17 protein-coding genes, 1 pseudogene and 1 riboswitch are annotated in these 18010 nt (G+C 51.7%); of the genes and pseudogenes, 8 read left to right on the top strand and 10 right to left on the bottom strand.

Annotation, left to right across the window (positions count from 1 at the left end; all coding sequences use genetic code 11):
* Nucleotides 1–68: 68 nt before the first annotated feature.
* Entirely contained in the window at nt 69–482 is a 414-nt protein-coding gene (locus AC3RCL_RS11490) for a DUF4183 domain-containing protein (protein WP_096774349.1), read from the bottom strand.
* A gap of 492 nt (nt 483–974) precedes the next feature.
* Between AC3RCL_RS11490 and AC3RCL_RS11485 the strand changes: the two genes are divergently transcribed.
* A complete protein-coding gene (locus tag AC3RCL_RS11485) occupies nt 975–1844 on the top strand; it encodes a DUF4183 domain-containing protein (RefSeq protein WP_492535396.1) in 870 nt (289 codons plus the stop codon).
* A gap of 141 nt (nt 1845–1985) precedes the next feature.
* On the opposite strand, the gene AC3RCL_RS11480 is transcribed toward AC3RCL_RS11485, so the two are convergent.
* Together AC3RCL_RS11480 and AC3RCL_RS11475 are read right to left on the bottom strand one after the other, a co-directional pair.
* Nucleotides 1986–3506: a glycoside hydrolase family 43 protein gene (locus tag AC3RCL_RS11480; protein ID WP_492535395.1), complete on the bottom strand. Its 1521-nt coding sequence runs from the start codon at nt 3504–3506 to the stop codon at nt 1986–1988.
* Between the two features lie 124 nt (nt 3507–3630).
* Nucleotides 3631–5310 carry an ABC transporter substrate-binding protein gene (locus AC3RCL_RS11475; protein WP_492535394.1) on the bottom strand — a complete coding sequence of 560 codons (1680 nt, stop codon included), beginning with the start codon at nt 5308–5310 and terminating at the stop codon, nt 3631–3633.
* A gap of 202 nt (nt 5311–5512) precedes the next feature.
* Between AC3RCL_RS11475 and AC3RCL_RS11470 the strand changes: the two genes are divergently transcribed.
* The 5 genes and pseudogenes from AC3RCL_RS11470 (at nt 5513) to AC3RCL_RS11450 (ending at nt 7946) form a co-directional block, all read left to right on the top strand.
* Complete coding sequence (locus AC3RCL_RS11470; protein ID WP_492535393.1) at nt 5513–6376, top strand: helix-turn-helix domain-containing protein; 864 nt, start codon at nt 5513–5515, stop codon at nt 6374–6376.
* Nucleotides 6377–6510: 134 nt separating this feature from the next.
* Nucleotides 6511–6864, top strand: coding sequence for a type II toxin-antitoxin system prevent-host-death family antitoxin (locus AC3RCL_RS11465; RefSeq protein ID WP_492535392.1), 354 nt, complete (start codon nt 6511–6513; stop codon nt 6862–6864).
* A 166-nt stretch (nt 6865–7030) separates the two neighbouring features.
* Nucleotides 7031–7234, top strand: coding sequence for a Uma2 family endonuclease (locus AC3RCL_RS11460; RefSeq protein WP_492535391.1), 204 nt, complete (start codon nt 7031–7033; stop codon nt 7232–7234).
* 250 nt (nt 7235–7484) lie between these two features.
* A pseudogene (locus AC3RCL_RS11455) lies at nt 7485–7797 on the top strand (YbjQ family protein).
* A gap of 8 nt (nt 7798–7805) precedes the next feature.
* A complete protein-coding gene (locus AC3RCL_RS11450) occupies nt 7806–7946 on the top strand; it encodes a hypothetical protein (RefSeq protein WP_452515822.1) in 141 nt (46 codons plus the stop codon).
* 32 nt (nt 7947–7978) lie between these two features.
* Here the strand turns inward: AC3RCL_RS11450 and AC3RCL_RS11445 are convergent, their stop codons facing one another.
* The 5 genes from AC3RCL_RS11445 to AC3RCL_RS11425 form a co-directional block, all read right to left on the bottom strand.
* Nucleotides 7979–9136 (bottom strand): SGNH/GDSL hydrolase family protein, encoded by a 1158-nt coding sequence (locus AC3RCL_RS11445; RefSeq protein WP_492535390.1) that lies wholly within the window; start codon nt 9134–9136, stop codon nt 7979–7981.
* Nucleotides 9137–9409: 273 nt separating this feature from the next.
* Complete coding sequence (gene fucU, locus AC3RCL_RS11440) at nt 9410–9838, bottom strand: L-fucose mutarotase (RefSeq protein WP_096774351.1); 429 nt, start codon at nt 9836–9838, stop codon at nt 9410–9412.
* Nucleotides 9839–9920: 82 nt separating this feature from the next.
* Nucleotides 9921–11432 carry a rhamnulokinase gene (locus tag AC3RCL_RS11435; protein WP_492535389.1) on the bottom strand — a complete coding sequence of 504 codons (1512 nt, stop codon included), beginning with the start codon at nt 11430–11432 and terminating at the stop codon, nt 9921–9923.
* A gap of 78 nt (nt 11433–11510) precedes the next feature.
* A complete protein-coding gene (locus AC3RCL_RS11430; protein ID WP_492535388.1) occupies nt 11511–12170 on the bottom strand; it encodes a class II aldolase/adducin family protein in 660 nt (219 codons plus the stop codon).
* A gap of 24 nt (nt 12171–12194) precedes the next feature.
* Nucleotides 12195–13988, bottom strand: a complete 1794-nt coding sequence (locus AC3RCL_RS11425; protein WP_009592101.1) for an L-fucose isomerase — start codon at nt 13986–13988, stop codon at nt 12195–12197.
* A gap of 202 nt (nt 13989–14190) precedes the next feature.
* On the opposite strand from AC3RCL_RS11425, the gene AC3RCL_RS11420 reads away from it, so the two are divergent.
* Nucleotides 14191–15048 (top strand): AraC family transcriptional regulator, encoded by an 858-nt coding sequence (locus AC3RCL_RS11420; protein ID WP_096774353.1) that lies wholly within the window; start codon nt 14191–14193, stop codon nt 15046–15048.
* Between the two features lie 97 nt (nt 15049–15145).
* Here the strand turns inward: AC3RCL_RS11420 and AC3RCL_RS11415 are convergent, their stop codons facing one another.
* Entirely contained in the window at nt 15146–15535 is a 390-nt protein-coding gene (locus AC3RCL_RS11415; protein WP_492535387.1) for a 2Fe-2S iron-sulfur cluster-binding protein, read from the bottom strand.
* Nucleotides 15536–15760: 225 nt separating this feature from the next.
* On the opposite strand from AC3RCL_RS11415, the gene AC3RCL_RS11410 reads away from it, so the two are divergent.
* Nucleotides 15761–17035, top strand: coding sequence for a stalk domain-containing protein (locus AC3RCL_RS11410; RefSeq protein ID WP_492535386.1), 1275 nt, complete (start codon nt 15761–15763; stop codon nt 17033–17035).
* A gap of 120 nt (nt 17036–17155) precedes the next feature.
* On the opposite strand, the gene AC3RCL_RS11405 is transcribed toward AC3RCL_RS11410, so the two are convergent.
* Nucleotides 17156–17632: a C40 family peptidase gene (locus AC3RCL_RS11405; RefSeq protein WP_015736121.1), complete on the bottom strand. Its 477-nt coding sequence runs from the start codon at nt 17630–17632 to the stop codon at nt 17156–17158.
* A 3-nt stretch (nt 17633–17635) separates the two neighbouring features.
* Nucleotides 17636–17769, bottom strand: a riboswitch (cyclic di-AMP (ydaO/yuaA leader).
* Nucleotides 17770–18010 lie beyond the last annotated feature (241 nt).

The following is an 18010-nucleotide window of genomic DNA, read 5'->3' as shown; positions in this document are numbered from 1 at the left end:
ATTAAAGAAATTACATACACAAAAGGCCGCCCCATTTTGTTAATCGGGGCAGCCCTTTGCTTACCAATTTAACTGATGATCGTAATGACCGGCGCCGAAATGGTAGGCTGTGTCGTGATGGCGGAGGCCGTATTCGTGAAGCTGGCAATTTCCAACAGTACCGGTATTCCCGCCGGAACATCCGTCGTATCGAGCACCAAGCTGGCGGTTGTCAAAGTCGATAACGCAAGCTGCTGCAGCATCCCGTTAATATACACATTAAAGTATTCAGTGCCTGTCAACGCGGGAAATGCCGTCACGGGTGCTTCGGCATCATCGATGAAACTCGTGGCCGGCATGGTAATCGAGTCTGCACCGATCATCGCTTCGTCGACCAGCGCAAAATAACGGGTTACGGTTGGCGTTACCGTCGTGGTGATCGTGCCGCCGGTTGCAACGGGAACCGATGCGACCGCGGTAATGATAGGTTTAATAACTGGCATTATCTTCACTCCTCTCTTGTCTTAGATAGAAAAAATATGGCTGTGCCACATTATCATTAAATGATAGATTCTGAGATTTGGTTCTGACATTCTCCCACTATATAAAAAAACAAACAGTGAATGAATCCATGCTCAGGCCAATATATCACCGAAGAAAGGATAAATGTCCACTCGAGTCCTTCTCCAATGACATAAACTAAGTACAGACATTCATCCGGGGGAGGGGGGATAAGACTGAAAACTCCCGTGATCAAGCGGAAACGATATCGAATTCTAAAAGCTGCAGAATATCGAAAACGAAGGAACTGCAAGAAGCGAAAATACAAACGAGTCGTGTCGGCAGGCAAACGAAAATGGAGATGCAACCCTAGATCCACTCATTGGACCACCCCCTCAGCTCTTCAGCATAGACGTCAAGTGGGACGCAGTCCAAAAAAATTCTTATCGACACTATTACCTCTATTCCCTCAAGTCGTTCCTGGGAACCCGGGCTTGGCGGGGCCAGCCGGGCTCCAAGGACCCCAGGGCATTCATGGCAACCCTGGCTCGGAGGGGGCAGCGGGCATTCCCGGACCGGTGGGACCCCAAGGCCCTCAGGGCGCTCTAGGCACTCCAGGTGTGGAGGGGCCGGCGGGCATTCCCGGATCGATGGGACCCCAAGGTCCTCAGGGCGCTCCAGGCAACCCTGGCATGGAAGGCCCGGCGGGCATTCCCGGACCGATGGGACCCCAAGGCCCTCAGGGTGCTCCAGGCAACCCTGGCATGGAAGGCCCGGCGGGCACTCCCGGACCGATGGGACCCCAAGGTCCTCAAGGCGTTCCAGGCACTCCAGGTATGGAAGGCCCGGCGGGCATTCCCGGACCGGTGGGGCCCCAAGGTCCTCAGGGCGCTCCAGGCAACCCTGGCTTGGAGGGGCCGGCGGGCATTCCCGGACCGATGGGACCCCAAGGCCCTCAAGGCGTTCCAGGCACTCCAGGTATAGAGGGGCCGGCTGGAATCCAGGGGCCCACGGGGCCGCAAGGCCCTCAAGGAATCCCCGGAAGCGTCATCGTGCCGGAGATTAACGTGCTGCCGACCACGCTTCGCTATTTTTACGTATTGATGTCCGAGGTTAGTCTGGATGATCCCTTCGTCATATCTGCCGGACAATTTACGGATGACGACGGTAACCAGGCATTTCAGAGCATTATGGTAGGTCCGAACAGCTCCTCGACCGTTTATATCAACGGCATGATTCAGGAAGGCCGTATCTACACCATCACTTCGGAGGCACTAACCTTATATTCTCCCGGCGATGTGCTTCTGGCCGGAACGCCCATCTTGCTGGAGGTGCTGTATCTCACCGTTCAGGTGGTAGCTTGAACGGTGAGCAAAATACCCCGCTGCGGCGGGCAGCAAGGTTCGCGCAAAAAGACATCTCCGCAAGGAAGATGTCTTCTTTCTCTGCTTCTTAACATGTTACCGAAATAAACGGTCCCCTCTCTTTCATCTTATCGAATTCGACTATTCGGCCCGGCTATCGATGACTTCATAATCGAACCAGTCGAACAGCGCAGGGGTTGTTCCATTGTCGCCGAATGCATACATAGCAATCATTAACCCTGTAAATCCGCCGGCTACTTCCGTCGCAAGCAGATGGGTTTCACCTGATCCCATATTCAGGACCTCTGATGAACTTTGTCCCATGGAGAATCGGAAATGCTCGGGCATTGCTTCGATTCGTAACACGACAGGCCCCTCCGGACATCGACTGGTTTGTTCTACGCTAAGCGACCCCACGGTACGTCTGAATACGATCGTTTTTTCCCCGTTTATAAGCTTTACGGCCAGATCATAATGATACCTTTCATTCATAAATACGGTTAATCCCGCTTCTTCTCCCTCGTTTGCAGGCTCAAAGTCCAGAGCAGCGGATATATTGCAAGAAAAGTGCTTTAATCGTCGCCCGACAAAAGCAGGGCATGCCGCGTCGTTCAAGGACGATGGGTTGCCCCGCAGCATGAGATATCCCGGATGTTCCTGCAGCGACCAGCTCCCTGGCAATGGGTTGCGCAAAAAGACCCAGTCCAAACCGAGGGAGGCGTGATCGAAATCGTCTCTGGACGGCTTTGCGGGCCACCGGCATTCCGGCAGCTGAGGACTGTCCATTACCTGCTCGACCCGTCCCTCGAAACCGATGCTCGGCCAACCGTCCGCGGTCCATGTGACCGGAGCCAGATAAGTTTCTCTGCCGAGATGATGGCGCATGGGGTATGAAACAGGCCTGATTCCCAAGAAAACGGCCCACCACGTGCCATCCTGAGCCTGCACCAGATCCGCGTGCCCTGTCGCGTGTATGGGGCTTCTCCTGCTTCGATGGGACAGAATCGGATTATGGGGACAAGGCTCAAACGGCCCGTAAGGATGTCGGCTTCGCGAGACCGTGACCATATGTCCATACTCGGTTCCGCCCTCGGCAATCATTAAATAATACAGATCGTCTATTTTGTATAAATGCGGGGCTTCCGGACTGGCTCCCCCGGTTCCTCTCCAGATTAAGCGGCTTTCCGTCAGCTTCTTGCCGCTTGCAATATCGATTTCACATTGATAAATGCCCTCTCCCTCGTCGCCGCAGCAAGCCGTCTGAAAATAGACGCAACCATCGTCGTCGAATAGCATCGAAGGATCGATGCCTTGCTGGGCGACAAGGATCGGGTCAGACCAAGGACCCGCAGGATCCGTGCTTTTGACGTAAAAGTTGCCGATTCCGCTGACGTTGGTTGTCGTCATATAATACCAGCCCTCGTGATAGCGAAGGGTCGGGGCATAAATTCCCCCTGAGCTCCCGGCGTTCTTAAGGGGCAGTTGTTTTTCCGATGTAAGGCAATGGCCAATTTGCTTCCAATTTACCAAGTCCTTGCTATGAAAGATGGGAACGCCCGGGAAATACTCAAATGTGCTCGTCACCAAATAATAATCTTCGCCAACACGGCAAATGCTTGGATCCGGATAAAAGCCCGGTAGGATGGGGTTGCTATACTTCATGAAACAAAACACTCCTCTGCACTCCTTATTTATGTCTAAGAAACGATGGTCTATGAAACAATGGCGAAAACAGATTGGCATAAAAGAGAGGCAGCTTTTGGGCCTGCCCCTCAAATCAAACGGTTCAGTTATTCCACAGCTCCACCCGATCACGAACCAGCTCCGAATATTCCTGCTCCATTTTTTCCGCCCCGGCAGCGTTCAGATCTTGAATGAACTGATCGTAAAGGGCATCGAATTGGGACGGGTCCGCAAGGATGATCTCCGGAATGCTTTTGCGAACAATCTCTTCAACCCGCTTGTAGGTGATTGCAATGTTGGAGTCGATCGGCGGGGAAATAAGATATGCCGCGCCCCACGGCTTCGTCGGAAATTCCTCCGACTTTGGCCAGAGATCCTTCCACATTTCCGCACCATACGCTTTCAGCGTCTCTTTGGCTGATGGCGTATAATTGGCCTTGATTTGTTCCGGGAAGTTGGTCGTATAATAATTTCCGGTCGAATCCTTCGCGCCGTCGCCATAACGAGGAAACAAACTGTTATATAATCCAATTCCGCTCTCTTTGGTAAAGCTGGCGTTGTCGTTAACTTTGCGGTCCTGCACGTCCTCCGGAATGACGCGTTTGCCGTCTTTGACATTGTAATGCTCGCCTTCAATGCCCCAGTTCATCAATACTTGCCCTTCTTCGGAAGCCAGATAATCCAAGAACTTGATGATCCGTACCGGATCCTTCGCGGATGTCGTGATGCCTACGCCCCAGCCTGCTGCATACCCCGCATTTTGGAACGAAGCATCCTTGGTCGTCCCATCCAATTGGATCGGGAATCTCGCATAGGTACGGTTCTCTTTGCCGGCCGTTCTCAGCGCATTCGTCGGGTTTCCAAACCCCCAATCGGCGTCAATAACGCCAAGAACGCGGCCTGAGGCGATCTTTGCTTCGTACTGGTCCGTCTTCTGAACGAACGTTTCATTGTCCAATATGCCCGTAGCGTTGAGATGATTCAACCAGCGGAAGTATTCCTTGTCCTCCGGACGTCTGTAGTGCAGTTTCGCTTCATACGTTTCCGGATCAACATAATACTCCCCATCCCCTGACAAACCGGTAGCAATCACGGCCGCATCCGTTACGGAGATCATGAATCGCCAGCCATCCGCATTGAGCGTCAACGGAATCGTTGGCTGACCGTCGATCGTCGGGTGCTTCTCATAATAATCCTTCAGCGCCTTCTCAAAATCCTTGACGGTCTTAATTTCCGGATAACCGAGCTCTTTCAGCACTTCATGCTGGATATGAAAGTTTCCGCCGGCATCCAATTGCTGATGATCCACCGCATTCAGCGTCGGAAGAACATAGATCGATTCATCCTCGTTGCTCCACTTCAGACGGTTCATGTAATCCCGATAGAGCTTTTTCAGGTTCGGTGCATGTTCTTCGATCAAATCGGTAAGGTCGATAAAAGCGCCCGAATCAACGAACAGATTCGCATCGCCTTTAGCGAAAACGAGATCCGGATATTCACCGCTCGCTACCATCAGCGGCAGCTTCTGATTGGAACCGTCAACCGCAAATTCGGCTTGGATCGTAACGCCCGTCGTCTCGGTCAGCTTTTTGCCGACGGCATCCTGCATACTTGCCCAGTTCGCGTTCGAATCGGCGCTGAAATACGTAATTGTAACCGGTTTCAAATCTCCCCCTTCGCTGCCTGCGGAATTGCCGCTGTCACCGCTGCTGCACGCAGCCAGAATAAAAGTAACCAGCAGCATCATGGCCAAGAGCAGCGATAATCCCTTCCAGTGTTTCATGCCTTTACCCCCTGTTCAATATCTTCTTGTCAGTCGCCAGCAGATCATGCTTTCGAGCTTTTTTGTATGAATGGTTTAGAGCGACTCACTTTCAGGTCCTATTATATCTTCTAGTTTTGTCCTTATTCCTTGATCTTAGAGCCGGATTATAGCATGATAAGGACATCAAGATGCGACATAATATACTTGGGAGGGTGGCCGAATGAGAAGCGTACATTTGGATTGGTTTACGACCGATGAGCAGTTTCAGTTCTTTATTCAATATGGCGGACACGAAGAGGACATGTACGTGCATCACCATGTTGATTTCTCCGAACTCGTTATCGTTTTGCATGGTCATGCGACCCATATCGTCAACACAGAGGAATCGTTTATCAAGAAGGGGGACGTCTTTGTCATTAACGGCACCACCTCCCATGGATATAAAGACCCGCATGAGTTTCGTATTTGCAACATCATGTATAAGCCCGAGATGTTGGAATTGGCGGGTCCGGAGTTCAAAAGATCGAACGGGTATCAGGCGCTTTTCGTTCTGGAGCCGTATTACCGCAATATCAACCACGCCTTGAGCAAGATGAGCCTGCCGATCTCTAGTCTGGATTACGTATCGTCCGTTGTTGACTTCATGATTGAGGAATACGCGAACAAGCTGCAGGGCTACCAGACCATCCTGCGTTCGCGATTTATGGAGCTCGTCGTCCAGCTGTCACGGCAGTATGAAAAGCAAGAGCGTCACGGAGCCCAAATTCATCTGATGCATTTGGCGAAAGCCATCTCCTTTATGGAGGATAACTATTTGCTGCCCATTTCCCGTGAAGAAATTGCGGCCAAATCCAATATATCCGTCAGGCATCTGAATCGGATATTCCAATCCTATTACCAAACAACGCCTTTCGCCTATCTTCTGCAGCTCCGCTTGGAGCACGCATGCAGGCTGTTAAAGACGACACCCCTTCCGATTTCGGAAATTTCTTATCGGAGCGGATTCAATGACAGCAATTATTTTACCCGTCAGTTCTCGAAGGTGTATGGCCTATCTCCTAAAGTGTACCGAAAGCGCAGGTAAGCACTTTGCATGGCGCGAGAAATACCGTCCGCCACAAATCCGTGAGTTTCAATGCAACCTTGGATCCTGCAGCAGAAGCAAACCGTTCGAAAAAATCATCCTACCTTTAAATTAGCTAAATCGAGGTGAACTTTATGAGAATGACTTCCACCGATATGCAAAACTATTTCGGAAAGTATCTTAAGTTAGCTGAGGCTGGCGAGGACATCATCGTGACGAGAAACGGCAGAGATATTGCCAAATTAATAGCCTATGCCGGCACAGATGAACCTGTCCTGAGAGAGGAGGCTGTAAAGTATACAGCCGACAATGACAACGTCACTTACGAGGATTTCCTGAAACTAACCGAAGGCTCGGAACAGCGCCACGAGCTGATCGACGGGATCGTGTATAACATGGCTTCCCCTTCATACAACCACCAACATGCGGTTAATGAACTGCACGGCACATTTTACAATTGGTTCAAAGGAAACCCTGTACACCGCTGACTTCCCCACTTGATATTACATTAAAGAAGGAGGAGGCAAATATCTGTGTCGTACAGCCGGATCTGGTCGTCATTTACGACAAAGATCAAATCGATGAGAAGGGAAAATATATGGGTACGCTGACCTCGTCGTCGAGGTGTTGTCTCCGCCCACGCGTAGCAAGGACATGATCCCGAAGCTTGATCTATACCGGCAATGCGGCGCAAAAGAGTATTGGATCATCGATCCGATGAAAGCTCAAGTCATCCTCTTTTCCTTGTCCGACGGCGAGATCGCGGATGTGAACTACTTCTCGCAAGCCCATGACTCTTTTGCGGAATCCAAACTTTATCCAGGCTTACAGGTTTCCATGCAAGATTTGTTTGCGTGACTACTATACCTTAGGAAACAACCGCCTATTGGCCACCTGCTCTGCAAATTCAATAAGCATTTTCTAGCGTATAATTGTCTTCTTACGCCCATTCATGAAACCAATCCTCTTCTGTCGGCGTACTAAAAGAAAGCACTCACGCTGGTAAACGATCGTATATTTCCTAGTACTGCTATCCAAATCAGCATCAGGTGAAAGTGTTTTTATTCGTAAACGCTATATAAAAATTATTTGAAAGAAGGAATATCATATGATTATGACAACAACATCTACCATTGAAGGTTACCCGGTTAAAAGGTATATCGGCACTTGTGAACGGCGAAGTCATTATGGGCGCTAATGTAGTGAGGGACTTTATGGCCTCCATTACCGATTTTGTTGGTGGGCGCTCGGGAGCCTACGAGAACAAGCTGCAGGAAGCAAGGGATGTAGCGTTTGCCGAGATGAAAGACAAGGCTGAGCGAATGGGGGCCAACGCTATCGTAGCGGTGGACATCGACTATGAGGTCATTCGTGAGGGAATGCTGATGGTGGCCGTCAGCGGAACAGCAGTGGTGGTATAGCCTGTACAGTGACGAACGACGCCAATCAGCCAGTTATCGGCTTATGGCAGTTTGATGAAGCCACGACCAGTCAGACCGATTACGGTCTGACTGGCGCTGTTTTCTCCATCAACCATTGGCATGAAACCGACCCGTCCGTTTCCATCTGAGTAAATCTCCATTTTCAACCGCCTGTGCGGATTTAGTTTTTTGGCTGTGCCTCAAACCACTTCAGGAAAGCATCAGCAATCACCGCTCCTGCTTGGCCGTTCGGATGCGGATCATCGGAAGAGCTCATATACTTCGGCTCGATCCGATGTTCCTCCGGAGCAGGGCAGGACAGAATATCTGCGATATCGAACACGGCGTCCACGCCTTCCGGAGGGCGGGTGCGAATCGCTTCGTTGACGGTTCGCCATACCGCTTCCCTGTCTCCCATAAAATTGAACGGGGGTACTGTAAAGAGAATGATTCGAGCTTTTGTTCCATCTCCCCTCTGTTTCAAACGCTTTACAATCGCTGATAAATCATCCAGCAGTTCCTGGGAGCTTCTCGCTCCGATATCGATATCGTTTACCCCAAGCGCTATTGCAACAATATCTCCTTCGGCTGCCTTCGCTAGCCACGGACCGTCTGCCGAGGCATCATATGCCCTTGCCCAGCCGGAACCGATATTCCATACGCTGTAGTCCTGCCCGAGGCCATCCGCAATGCGGGACACCCAGTACTGGTAGCCGTCTTTCGCGGTTCTTACGCCTTGTGTAATAGAGTCCCCTAGGAAGATCATCCGCTGCTTGACCGATCTGGCATACCCGGCAAATGCAGGCATGACCAAGCGGCTCGCTGCCGGGACGAACGCTGCTCCAAACTCGTCATCCGCCTTATTCCCTTCAGCTTCATAAGCCGTTACAAGCAGCCCCTCCGTATTGTATGGCACCGTTTTACCTGATGAAAGCGTCGTAATCGTCCACGTGAACGCCAAATCATGTCCCTTGGGCAGTTCGATCTGCAACGGATCGCTCCAAAACGTCTCGCCGGGAGCTACCGTTTTACCCGGATTCCCGTCAAACATAACCTGCACGCTTGTCCCAGGCACAACCTGCCCATCCCGACCGATGCCGCCATCGGCAGCATAAGCCGCTTCAATCCGCCATGCTCCCCCTGGCATACTCCCTTTGGCCACCGAGCCCACATCCCACGTGGAATCTACCGAGTTGCTGTGCCAGAATCTCAGCTCAAGCTGCCCGGACTCTCTCGGTTTGATATAGGTACGATAGGTGCGCGTCATTACATTGTCTTGCTCCATAATATAATTGGTTGCCGTTGATACGACCGATAAAGATGCGTATGTTCCTCTCACAATATCTCACCTTCATTTTTATGATGGTTTGTATTTGCCAGAATCATCTTGGCGTCTTTCTTTCCCGCTGTGTTCCTGCGTTGCCTGTTCTCCTCCATTGACTTGATCATCATAAACACCAGCTGAGGTTATCTGGCCTAATGCTCATTGTAGTTCAATCCGGCGGTGTTGTGTTTATTTTTTACGCATGATGATGAAAACCGCTTGAACCATTGGAAACCGAAAAAAAAGACCGCCGCAGCGATCTCTTCTTTAACACTTGCATCGGTTAGTCTAAACGACTACGCCCTTTTTAAGGATAACATTGGCATACAGCGCTTGTTCGCCCGTCGACACGATGGCATACGCATTCTTGGCGCGTTCATAGAACGAGAAGCGCTCCATCTCGTCGAAATCAACGGGAACGGCGTGAAACTGCTGCACGATCTTGCGATAATCCTCCCAGATCGGCGTTTCCACGGTATCTCCGGGGGTGACGGCCATCAGCGCTACCGGGGATTCGACGTACGTATCCAGCGGAAATAACGGCAATATGGCGTTTAATAACGCAGGGATTCCGTGTCCGTCTGCCCGGACCAACCGCCGGGCGTGACTGGCTGCAGGGAAATTGGCGTCGCCGAGAACGATTTCATCCGCGTGCCCCATCTCCATAAGTATTTTCAGCAGCTCAGGCGAGAGCAAATGAGATATGCCTTTTAGCATGGAACGACATCCTTCTTTATCAGATTTTGAAGCAAGTTGAGAATCTTAACAGGGAGCTGTCAGTCCCTGAACGCTCTCATGATCACGGCTGTGCCTGCTGCTGTCCGATCAAGGACTTGTAACGCCGGAACGCCGCCTCCCAATCCTCACTGGATTCGGGTTCATACCAGGCCAGCGGAAAAGACCGCTTCACGAGCTCGACTCCCTCTTCCCTGCTGCGCAGCGTGCCATTGGCCACAAATTGAACCAGCATGTTCCCGATGGCGCTGGCTTCGACCGGACCGGCCCATACCGTACGGCCCATGGCATTCGCCGTGTACCGGCATAACAGCTCGTTTTGAATGCCGCCGCCAACCATATGAAGCCCATCGTACGCTTGCCCTGTCAGGACTTCCATCCGTTCAAGCACTTCCCGGTATCTTAGGGCCAGGCTTTGCAGTATGCACTGGACATACTCACCGGCGCTTTGCGGAACGGGCTGCCCGGTCTCCAGGCAATAATCCCGAATTTCAGCCGTCATATCGGCCGGATTCATGAAGCGCAGATCATCGGGATGGATGAGGCTGCGGAAAGGCTCCGCGTCCTCCGCGAGCTCAATCAGCTCTGCATAAGAATACTTCAGTCCCTCATTTTCCCACTGCCGCTTGCACTCCTGAAGAATCCAGAGGCCCATGATATTCTTCAACAATTGAAAGGATTGATAAGCCCCACCCTCATTGGAGAAGTCTTCTTCCAGCACGTCCGGGTGAACGAGCGGCTCCGGCAGCTCGGTTCCGAGAAGCGACCAGGTCCCGCATACGAGATAAGCAAACCTGGCGGCGTTCGCCGGAACGGCCACCACGGCGGATTCCGTATCGTGCGACGCCACGGCAATCGCTTCGATCGCCGGAACGCCAAGCTCTTGCGCCACGGCATCCTGCAGCCTGCCAATCACGCTTCCCGGCTGTACGGTTTCAAGGAACAAGGACGAGGGAAGTCCCAGCTCATCCATTAACCGTTCATTCCACTTGCCTTCCGTAACATGATACAGCTGGGTCGTGGTTGCCATGGTGAACTCGCATGCTTGAACCCCTGTAAGAAAATAATTCAGAAGATCCGGCGTGAGCAGGAACTTGTCCGCGATATCCAGCATCGGCGACTTCGCCTTAATCATCGCATTCAATTGGAAGATGGTGTTGAACGGCATGAATTGCAGGCCGCTTTCTTGAAACAGCCGCTCTCTGCCAACCTGCTTGCAGGTTTCCTCCACCATGCCTTCCGTCCGGAGGTCCCGATAATGATAAGGCACTCCGATGAGCTCCCCATTTCGGTCAATCAGTCCATAATCGACGCCCCACGAATCGATGCCATAGCTGACCGGCCGATAACCGTCCTGAAACGCTTTACGGATGCCGTGCTTGACCTCCTGGAGCAGCATCGGGAAGTTCCAGTGCAGATGATCTCCCATCTGAACAGGGGTATTGGCAAAACGATGAATCTCCGTAATCTTCAGTATGCCGGGGGAGTCATGATCAGAAGCGGTGATTTCGCCCAGCAGCGCCCGGCCGCTGCTGGCCCCCAAGTCAAACGCAAGCACCGCAGATGAATTGCTCATACGCCGCATCCTTTCTCACCTTAAGTACGATACCGATTCAAATTTCAACGACCCGAGATCCGAACCTTAACTCGACATTTATTTCATCTTCTGCAGAAGCTGAATCCGATAATCCTCGCTCTCCAGAGCAGCAATATCGTCTACTTCCTGATCTGTCAGCGGCACCGGCGTGCCGGCCGCCTTGGCGCTCAGGTAAATTTTGGAGCTTTCTTCAACCACTTGGGTCCGGTAGTACGCTTCGCGCAGATTCCGGCCGGTTGTGACCAGTCCATGATTACCCAGCAGTATGGAGCTGGCCGTGGTCACTTTCTCCGCGACGGCATCTGCCAACAAATCCGTCGTTGGTATGATGTACGGGATATAAGCCGTACGGCCGACCAATGCCGCCTGATCGGGGAACATCACCGGCAGCTCCTGTTCCACCAGCGTAAAGGCAATGCAATGGGACGGGTGCGTATGCACCATGGCCCCGATGTCAGGGTTGCTGCGGTATCCGTACAGGTGCATCAGCACTTCGGAGGAAGGCCGCAGTCCAATATCGGTAATATCGCCCGTCGGGATATCCACTTCGATCCATTGCTCCGGCTCGATCTCCTCCAGCGCGAAGCCGCTCGGGGACAAATACATTTTGTCCCCTGCCCTGGCGCTGATGTTCCCTCCAGGCCCTACAACGAGTCCGCTGTCGACGATTTTTTTGGCATATTTGCAGAGCTCGTTTCTCGTTTCTACATTCAGCATGATTCGCTCTCCTCTCGAATGACCTTATTTATATAGAGGACCGAAGTTCTGGCAAGCGCGGAAATCGGCGCTTTCCGGATCGGACGTTCCAAACATGCCCCATGCACGCGGGCGGAACACCTCATTAGCGGGCACATTATGCATGTTGACCGGAATTCGCAGCACCGAAGCCAGGGTGATAAGATCTGCTCCGATATGTCCGTAACTGATCACGCCGTGATTGGCGCCCCACTGGTTCATGACCTCATAAACGCTGGAGAAGGCTCCCTCTCCCGTGAGGTTCGGTACGAACCAAGTCGTTGGCCATGTCGGGTCTGTACGCTTATCGAGCGTATCGTGCACCTCCGACGGCAGGTCCACAGAATAGCCTTCGGCGATTTGCAGGACGGGACCAAGTCCTTTCACCAGGTTAAGGCGGAACATCGTCATCGGCATGCCGCCGCGCGTCAGGTAGTCGGTCGAGTAACCGCCGCCCCGGAAATACTCCAGGTTAGCCGGTCTCCACTGCGTGGCCTTGAGCGTGCGATCAACCTCTTCATCGGTGATATCCCAGAACGGTTTCATGGCCGGTTTGCCGTCAAGCTCCTGCTCGCCCGTTCCGTCCAATGCAGCCGAACCGGAATTGATCAAATGCAGGATGCCGTTCTCCGCCTTGCCTTCAAGCTTATAGCCGGTAACCCGTTCTACCGAAGCCGGACTCCAGTACGTCCGCACATCCGCGAAAATCTGTGCCGTATTGGTTAACAGGTATCCGAACAGCATGCCGACTCCGTTCAGGCTGTCATTCTCCGTTGCCACGATATACGGCGAACGTCTGCCGTTCCAATCGAAGGAGGAGTTGAGGATGGTCTCCAGAAAGTCTCCGTTCGGGGAGTGATCCGTCCATTGGCGCTGCCCCTGGAAGCCGGAAGCGATCGCGCTGTGGCCTTGGGCTTCCTCTTCGAAACCAAGCTCCTTCAATCGCGGATTGCCGATCATCAAATCACGGGTGATCAGCGTCATTTTGACGACGGTTTCCCATTCGAGGTCCTTGCGCTCCCGGCTGTTCTGCAGATGATCCGGATTGTTATCCGGTCCTTCCGTACAGTTCTCCTTCACCCAAGCAAGCGCCTTCTCATACTCTTCAGGATCATAGATTCCTTCTTCCAAACGGCGCGTAAACTCGCTCATATCCACATATTCGTTCCGCATGCCCAGATATTCCTGGAAGAAGCTGTCGTCCACGATCGAGCCGGCGATGCCCATCGACACGGAGCCCATGGACAAGTACGATTGTCCGCGCATATAGGCCGCAGCCAGCCCGCTCCGCGCAAAGCGCAGGAGTTTCTCTTGAACGTCATCCGGAATGCGGGTATCCCCTTCATCCTGAACGTCTTCGCCATAGATGCCGAATGCGGGAAGTCCCTTCTGCGCATGGGCCGACAAGACGGCTGCCAAATACACCGCGCCCGGACGCCCTGTTCCGTTGAAGCCCCATACCGCCTTCGGACGCGAAGGATCCGCATCCATCGTTTCCGTTCCGTAACACCAGCAAGGCGTAACGGTTATCGTCAGGCCGACCTCGGCATTCTTGAACTTCTTGGCCGCTGCGGTCGCTTCGGCAACGCCGCCGATGCAAGTATCCGCAATCACGCATTCAACCGGCTCGCCGTTCGGATATTTAAGCTCTTTGGTCAGCATCTCGGCGACGGCCTTGGCCAGATTCATCGTCTGTTCCTCAAGGGATTCCCTTACCCCTCTCCGTCTGCCATCTATCGTAGGGCGAATGCCGATTTTCGGAAATCCGTCCCGCCATCTGTAATCGTTTTCAATTGTCATGTATGTCACGCCTCCCTATAAGGATTATGACATCATTGTAAGTTGATTCGGGCTCAAGGATAACCCACTATATTGTTATATCGGTCCCCAATTTCAGCAAGACAGTGTACCTATGCGTAAGCGGGTTGCAAACGATTTCGGCATCGAGGAGCAATATGCATTATAATAGGAAAAGGATGCTGCTTTCAGGAGGGACGAGACCTTGCCAAAAATCGAAATCTCGCATAGTAAAAGCGATCACTTCCGCTTCATCAAAAATCCGCAGCTGCTCTTTGCCGGCCAGGTCGTGGACGAGGACTTCTTTTATGGCCCGCCGCAAATCCACGATTTCTGCGAGATCATCTATGTGGTTGAAGGTCGCGGAGAATTCACCATAGCAGGTAAAGTATATGAGCTTCACAAAGGCGATGTCGCTATCTATAACCCTGGCATTCCCCATGAGGAGAAATCCATCACGGACGGGCCATTCAAGGTAATCTATTGCGGCGTGGATTCGCTTCACATTGAAGGCGTACCTCAGGGGATGCTGCTGCCGGCCTATGTCGAGCCGGTCATATCCTGCGAGAAATACGCTTATAAAGTGGAGAGCTATCTTTCCGAGATCCTCCGCGAATGCGATTCGCAGGTACTGGGATATGAAACGCTGAGCACGAACCTGCTGATGTCATTGATTACCGTGATTTATCGCATCGTGGACGTTAAACACCAATTCCAATCCTTGAAGGGCAAGAATGAAATCGCGCTGCGGACCAAGCACTTTATCGACGCCAACTACACCCAGAGCATCAGCCTCAAGGACATTGCCGATACGATGTATGTCAGCCAGCATTATTTATCCCATCTGTTCAAAAAAGAAGTCGGCGATTCCCCCTTCAATTACTTGATATCCCGCCGGATTGAAGAGGCCAAGCGCCTGCTGGCGGATTCCGAAATGCCGGTGCATGAGGTTGCTTCCCAAGTCGGCTACGGCAACGACAAGTATTTCTCGATGTTATTCAAGAAAATTACCGGTCAAACGCCAAGCTCGTTCCGGGAACAGAGCAAAATGGCCGTGGAGTGAAGGAATTTTCGTTTGTTTTCCTTTCAATAAAGCAGGCAGCCGCAATGGTACGGCTGCCTGCTTTATATATATTACTGTCATATGTCCTTCTATATCGTCAAAAGTATGGAGCATGCTTGATTTTGACGGGGCCGACCGTTTCGATCCTGCTCTGGCATCCGAGACGGTACCCCTCTTCGATTTCTTCCGGATCCAGGCGCCGTTCTTCGGACAGATTGGGTTCGGACAGATACTCGATTCCCTCCACCACCATGCAGCGGCAGCGCGCACATGTCCCTCTTTTGCAAAAAGAGTTCCAATCCACCTCATTCCGCTCGGCCAAGTCAAGCACCGTCATGCCCAGAACAGGGGCCACGCTGCGCTGAACCTCGCGGCCCGTAAGCTCGATGATCCGGTCCGGCACGGCTTCCATTCTCTCTTCCGCTGCCGGGAGCGACGATTTCTCTCCGCTGTTCCCGCCCTTTTTGTTTTTCCAGAATTTAAACACGCCTTTATCCCCCTATGCATGTACAATCATCAGGTTATGTATGAATTCCTTCAATTATTATACTGGAAAGTTTAAAAAATCAACATCCCTACTCTTATCGATTCTATGACATCATGCAATTGGAACTCTATGAAAATTTTGCTATACTAGCGTATGCTAAAAGCAAATTCCATATTCTATGAGAATCATTCTATTATTTTATTGGGTTGGAGGGAAAACAATAGCATGCTGCATAAACCATTAGGAAAAACAGCCGTCGCTGCCGTTCTTGCCTTATCTCTGCTCGGAACCGCTCCCCATAGCGGCCAGATACAGGCTGCGCCTGCCATTTCGGTAAAGCTGGATGACGTTGCGCTTACATTCGACGCAGCTCCCAGGATAGACAAAGGGGTCACGTACGTGCCGTTCCGGACGGTCGGTGAAGCGCTGGGCATTCAAATCACGTGGAACAGCAAGACGCAAACGGTGAAGGCCATTGGCGAGGTGAAAGGTCAAACGACGGAAGTGCTGCTTCAAGTCGGAAGCACGAGCGCAACCGTCAACGGTAAAAAAGTGAAGCTGGCCGCTCCCCCTGTCCAGCGGGAAGGCCGCGTTCTGATTCCGCTGAGCTCGTTCAGCAGCCAATTCGGCGTTAATGTCGGCTGGAATCAGGCGACTCGCACGGTCTCCCTCGTGTCGCCGCAGCGCGAAATGCATCTAAGAGCCTTTTACGCTTTGCAATCTTTCCAAGAGCGGGATCTCGTAGCATCCATGAATTCAGTCGCCTTCGGCTGGAGCCGCATTGATCGGGAAGGTCAGTTTACGCTTCAAGGCGACGAGTATCGTCTGCCTGCGGCGGCCGGCGACGTGACTCCGCAATCGATTGTTGCGGATGCAGCGGATCGGGAGATTAAACCGTACCTTATGGTTTACGCTTTGGACGGAAACGGCGAATTAACCAAAGTCCTCAGCGACAGCAGCCTTCGCCAAAAGTCCATTGAGGGCATCACGACCGCGGTGGCGGATAACGGATTCGGCGGCGTGGTGCTTGATTTCGAAGGGCTCGGTTTTAAACTGGATGCCGCGAAGCAGCAGAAGCTGCTTAATGATTACGTCAAGCAATTGAAAGCGGCATTGCCGAGCGACATTGCTCTGTCCTTAGCGGTTCCGCCATTGAACAGCGCCTATAAAGGCTATGATTACAAGACGCTGGCCTCCCTTGCCGATGATCTCATCGTCATGGCGTATCAGTACAATCCGGTTGGCACCAAAGCCCAGGTTCCTGAACCCAACAGTCTGGTGGACCAAGCCATTCAGCAGGCACTTCAGGCAGGCGTTCCTAAGCAGAAGCTCCTGCTCGGCATCAGCTTAAGCAGCGAAACCGCCACATCCGTCGACGATAAGCTCGGCTTGGCCAAGCGCTATGATCTGAAAGGTGCCGCTTTCTGGCGTCTGGGCTTGTTCCGTTCCTATAATAATGGCATGGAAGCCGCCGTGAATGCCTCTGTCGTAAAAGAATAATCTAGTGAATCCTTTCGCAGAATCCCAAATTATAATCTTCCATAAAAAAAGAAAGCCTGACAAGATCATCTCTTGTCAGGCTTTCCGGTTATGTATCGAACTCTAAACTGCGTATTCCAATTAGCTCGCGCTTCCTACCAGTTTAGCATAGTTCTCTTGACTCAGTACACGGCGCGCCGTTACATAACGCGGTTCGTAATAGGAGTCGCTAAGCTTGCTGATTCTTACGCCCTTGCTGCTGGAAGCATGCGCAAATTGTCCATCTCCAATGTAAACGCCCGCATGGGAAATGCCGCTTCCGCTTGTATTGAAGAATACCAAATCTCCGACTCTCAGGTCCTCGCGATCCACATGAACCCCGGCTTTAGCCTGACTCTGGGATGTGCGCGGAAGATCCATGTCGAAATTTCTAAACATATACAGAATAAATCCGGAGCAATCAAATCCGCTTGTCGTTGTTCCGCCCCATTTATAAGGCGTTCCTACCAATTGCTTCACTTGATGCTGAAAATTCGGTTGTTGATCAGCATAAGCTGATACGGCACCTGAAGAAAAAATAATTGCAGATCCAAGCAATGTGATGACAAATTTCTTCAAAATATGTTCTCTCCTTCGATGCCTACGGAGTTAGCTAAGGGTTCGGTTGAAGGTTCCCTATACTCTCTATGGTACAAGAATAATTCACCCAAGACGGTTCCCCCGTTTTCACAAACGAAATTCGGCAAAATTCATTAACATTTTGTAACCTTCTCTTAATATAGTATACAAGCAAGGATGCTGTCAATAATATCCTAGAAATCTATCACTATATGTTAATCAATGTCGTATAGGCTGAAAATTTTCATGTTTTTTCATTATGCCATCTCGTATACTCATGACAATTATGTAACACTCCATCGAACCTCCGGCGACGTTTTGTTAACGGGCATGCAACTTTTTTGCAGTTCGGAACGTTTACATATTCAGACAAGAAAT

The sequence above is a fragment of the Paenibacillus sp. MT86 genome (genome assembly GCF_058792535.1).
This window is presented reverse-complemented; position numbering and strand designations above follow the sequence as displayed.